We start from the raw sequence: 5,580 nt of genomic DNA on the forward strand, positions 1-5,580 counted from the left end.
TCAGACCACTTGATTCAGCTACTAGAGCAGAAGCAACGGCCATTATTCAAAGAAAAATAAATTATCGCGAAGCTAATTCAGTCAAGCAAGCGTCCTGATAGAATTCACTCATAAACTGCGAATAATCTATGAAATGACACGTTCCCCGTTAGGCAGACAGATATTAAAATAAAATCTGTTTTTCTAGTGGGGAGTTTTTTTATGCATTTTAACTATTTTTTTAATGTAAGTTGTAACTATGGAGTAATTATGGTTTAAGGATACATTTTGAATCGTTAATGATTTGTCGTGGGAGGTCTAAGGGGTAAGATGTCGTAATATGTATATAGGACTTTAGAATGTTTTAATTTTTGGTAACTAATTTCTTTATGGATGTTAAGGAGGTATATATGGAGTTCAGTTCATATAGTTACGCAACAATGAGTGAAAGTCAGATATATATAGAAACCTTATGTAATGAATACATAGAAAAGCATATAAAGGAACAAGAACGTGATGAACTTATTCATGAAAATAATATAGAAAAGCGTGATATTAAGGGGTATCACGGAAGAGAAATTCTTGAATTGCTGCAAAATGCAGATGATGCTTACCAGAAGAGTATTGATGAAGGAAATACACCAGACTGTGAACTAGAAGTATTAATTGAGTTTAAAAATAATATACTTAACGTTTCAAACACAGGTACATTTTTTGATAAGGATGGTATTAAGGCTATAGTACAAGGAAATAACAGTCCAAAATCAGGTAAGTATATTGGCAATAAGGGGACTGGTTTTCGTTCAGTATTAAACTGGGCTGATGAAATAAGAATACATTCAGGAGAATTTAATATTAGGTTTGCTAAAGAAATTGCTGATGAACTATTTCAAAAAATTAAATCAGAAAAACAAATTGCTAAGCAGTTAAATAAGCAGCCTAACTTATATATCCCAATATTAGCTGTTCCCCAAAATATTGAACCCTGTCAAAAAGATGGAATGACATCGATAGAAATTTTTGTGAATCCAGTAAAATTGCTAGATGATTTTGGAGTATTACAACAAATTAATAATATTGATCTGAGAATTCTTTTATTTCTCCCTAATATTAGCCGAATTACTATTGAAACTGAAGAGACGAATATTATTTATGAGAGAGAAGTAAATAATGGTGAATTTAGATGTTTAACATTAAAAAAGTATGTTAACGATGAGAACCAAATACTAGAGACTTTTTACGTTTTTGATAAAGTAATTGAGAATGCAATTGAAGAGGATGACATTAAGAAGGATATCCGTTTAGCAATCGCAGTGCCGCAGAATTTTGAAAGTTTCCAAGCAGGAAATATATATTCATTCTTTCCTTTATTAAATGTGGAGTCTCCATTTAATTGTGTGATGCATGCGTCATACATTTTGGGTGACCATCGTGATTCAATAAGCAGAACTGATGCGAATAAGATGATCATTATAGAGCAATTAAAATTTTTAGTTGAGGTTGGTGAAAAATTTACAACTAACCAATATGCTGATACAGCTTTACGTTTGCTGACTCCAGTTAATATTAAGCGAACGAATTGGAAGTTTCCGCTTTCGTTTTCGCAATTTGGAGATTTAGAAGATTATTATTTTCAATTACTTGAACATGCTAAAGTTTTGCAAACAGTAAATGATGAATATATCTCAGTTAAAGATAATCCGAAAATTTTTGATAGTGAGTATCCTCAATTTTTTTTAGGTGAGAAGTTTAAAACTTTTCTAAAGCCTTTACCCAGTGAGAGTGCTATTTTTATTCAATCTCTGTTGAAACGATTGTCTAAAAGTCTAACTGTCGATGAATTTGAACTATTGCCAATAATCAATAGCTTAACAAATGAATGGACAATATCACAAAGGGTTGAAGTATTTAACTGGTGGAATCGTAACTATTCAAAATCATTACCTAAATTGTTAAAAACACAAAATGGTAATTGGTTAAAGTTCGATATGGACTGTTATTTCTTAGTAGGAGAATTTTCTAACAAAGGACTTCCTTCATGGGTAAACGTACCGTCTTTAGATAGTGAGTATCAGCAACTATTATTTAAAGGTGCAGAACAATTACCAGGGGTACGTAAAATTAGAGAAACTGATAAGGAAACACATATTTCACGTATAATATCTCAAAGAAAAATATATCCGTTGGTTAAATTTACCTATCGTGATCGCAGTAATATTATATCTACGGTAAATAGTTCAGTAGATAATTATAGCAAAGCAATAGATTTTGTAAAGTGGCTTTGGAGTAATTATAGAAAAGAAGAGGACAGTTGGACACCTCCAAAAGGTTCAGAACAATCTCCGATCAAATATAATTTCCCAAATGCGAAAGACAACAAAGTACAAAATAGCCAGCAATTATATTTTGGACGTGCGTATGAGAGAGAGTGGGTAAGAAATCTATTCGATGACACATATGAAGAATTTCCGTCTCCCGATCTTTTTTCTATCAGCAATGAGGAAGCTTTAAATTTTGTAAGTTTCATATCAAAATTTGGAGTAAAAAAGTTTCCTGCAATTGCAACAGTGCAGATCGTAACACCATTAGATTCTTACGTAACAGAGTATAAGAAGTTAATTCAACAAAATGCAGATCTGGGATCTTCAACCACTGTTTATGTTCGCTGTAAGTTGCCATTTATATCCCATCTCCAACACATGTTAAAAAATATAACTACAACGGATATTATAAAGTGGATATATGAAGATTATACGCTAAGATCATATTTGACCAGTCCATACTATTCTGAAAATGCTGAGATAACATATCGTGGTAATTTACAACAATATGAAAGAAGATATCAAGGTCCAATTAAAAACTATCTATTGCGCGTGTTTAATGAAGTCAAATGGATTGAAATAGGTGGAAAGAGATATGCACCAAAGCAAATTGTGAAAGACATAAACTCAAGGAATAACGGAAAATTCTCTGATTTAACACCAGTAATAGATGTTCAGTATATTCAGGATATAGCATATCGTTTAGGGATTGATTATTACGAAGCTCTTGGAATCATAGAGCTTTTTGACTTCTGCGACAAAGTTACGGATCTTTCCTCTAATGATTTTTATAGTTTGATGCTGAAACTTCCTGAGTATAACTTTGAAAAAAGTGTAGAGTTGTCAAAGTTAATTTATCGAATCATTGAACAACCAAATTTCACAAAAAAATATGAAGACTCTGAAAATAAGAAGAGGTTTTTTGAGGCTGGTAAGGTATTAGTTCAATACCAAGGTGTAATCCAATACTATCCAGCTAAAGAAGCTTATTTGCCAAGTGCGAAGATAATTAGTAAGAATAATGTGCCAATCGTTGAAAAAGGACAACGTACCAATAATGACAATTTTGTTAGAACGTTTGGTTGCCAATTGTACAATAAAGATTACGCGATTATAAAAGAGTCAGTCTCAGAAAGTAAGAGTAATCCTGACTTTCAACTATATTTCAATGAGTTTCTAAAGTATGCCGCAGCATATAGTGAGCGAAATGAAAATTTTGAACGTGATATTAAAAGACTTTCCATTGTGTTGGTGGATAAAATTTCAATTATTGAAAATGATCAAGTGGCAGAAATTACAGATGAATATATCTGCATTAGGGAAACTGCTGCGAGCTGGTATATTACCGTGTTTGGAAATGAGTTTGAAATTAATCTAGTTTCTGAAGCGATAGAAAATATATGTGCTAACATTGCCAATACAGTAGGGTTTGAATCTGGAAAACTCGGAGAATTATTTAGAGCTAAAGAAAAAACAGATCGAGAATTTCTGATAAAAAAGGAATTTGGCTCGTTAGATGTCATTGCAGATAGGTCTTATAATAATGAGAAGAGAAATAATTTTATAGAAACTGTAATAAAAATTAATAAAAATTATCCTGTCAAAGAAATTAATATTAATTTTGAAGATTTTCACAGCGATCAAAATGCCGAAAAGATCATCAATCTTCTGACGGAAATTGGGGTTGATGTGCATCAATTTAGGGATGAAGGTTTTGTATATTCAATTAATTTAATTCCATACTATAAAGCTAAATTGGTGAGATTTATTAACAAGGAAAAACGAAAATTTAAAAACGTTTTATATACTACGGCAGTTAAGAACGAAAGTTTACAGGCAATTTTCTTAAATACTGTAATGAAGTTTGAGAACTTTGAAATTGAGAACTATGAAAACTCAATTTATTTTGATGTTGAATTAATCGTAAAAAAAGCCTTCGCAAACTGGTACGATAACGAATTGCCTGACAACGAAATAATAGATTCTGATGCTCAATATTCAAAAAACTATGAGTTGCTAAATCCAGACAGACTCTTTGAAGATGACATTGCAAACAATTATGATGTCCGACAAATGATTTATTTTAATAAAACAGAAGAATTTGAAGCTTGGTTAGTTGCAAAAAAGAATGCCCAATCTGCAAACGAAACCGTAACGGATGATGCTTATTCAATGTATAAGGATGTTATTCCTCAAAAAGTAGAACCAGTATTCAGAAATCTTGGAATTATAAAAGAAAGAAATAAACCTAGAGGGAACGGTAGTTATACTCCTAGTTCAGCAGAGCGTAGAAATAGAATTCAAAAGGTTTTCGGTAACAAAGGAGAATTGCTTGTTTATAATCTGTTATGTGAACAATTTGGTGAAGATAATGTATATCCTAGATCGGAAGCATTTGTTGAAATTGGGATATTAAAACCTGGTCAGGCTAGATCAGGACAGTTTGATCTTTCCTATAAAGATGAGAAGGGAATAGAATACTTTGTTGAAGTAAAAGCAGGTGACGGGAATTCTTTCATAATTAGTCCTGGTGAATTGGAATTTGCAAAACAGAACTCGAATCATTATAAACTTTTCTTAGTACATGAAATTGATAGTGAAAACCCTAAATGTACTGAGTTACCTATAAAATTTTGGGAAAATAAAAAATTCCGTAAAACTGAAATTGTTGAAAGGATAGAATTTGAGTTTTAATGTTAACTTTTGATATAAAGAAGCTACTATTTTCTAAGGGCTTTTTTATGCTCTAAAACTGAATGTTATAAATATTTGATTATTACTTAGGGTCATCCAATTACAGTCTTGCCGTACAACGCTTGACTGAGTGAAGCCTAGCACACCTATGCCGCAACTATGATTAGCTCACGTGGGAACTGTGTCAACGAGCAACAGAATAAACATATTCTCCTGGAAAAGGAGGCAGACGGCGTGTGAAGCTAAGCAAACTCGTACAGCAAGCAGACTTTCCTAATAGGCTATGTAGAAGAACATATTACCTCTCCTGACTGTACCCGTGTTACGAGATTTTCACTGGTCGAAGCGAAGGGAAAATCTGCTGCTTATGTGAGCCGTAGACACAGGAAGTCTATGAAAAGATAATGGTTGATGGATGCATGACAATAAATCGGGTTGAGGTGATTCATTGTGTTCATTGTGAGCGTCAAATAGCCCCCACCTAGCAGTCAGATGGGAGCAAGTGTATGATGGATGAAGATTACGTGACGCGGCAAGAGTCCGGAAGTGACGGTGACCACGGCATAAAGGGTTCTAATGCCTGGGC

At 32.9% G+C, this 5,580-nt stretch carries 1 protein-coding gene; it reads left to right on the plus strand.

All coding sequences use genetic code 11. From position 1 onward, the window contains the following. The first annotated feature begins 389 nt into the window (after positions 1–389). Complete coding sequence (locus ACZYR9_RS27125; RefSeq protein ID WP_488981466.1) at positions 390–4,994, plus strand: sacsin N-terminal ATP-binding-like domain-containing protein; 4,605 nt, start codon at positions 390–392, stop codon at positions 4,992–4,994. Positions 4,995–5,580 lie beyond the last annotated feature (586 nt).

This window comes from Paenibacillus sp. F024 (genome assembly GCF_057814255.1).

Excerpts from the sequence above, each read along its gene's own strand:
- ACZYR9_RS27125 (WP_488981466.1), top strand. The coding sequence starts at position 390 with ATGGAGTTCAGTTCATATAGTTACGCAACAATGAGTGAAAGTCAGATA.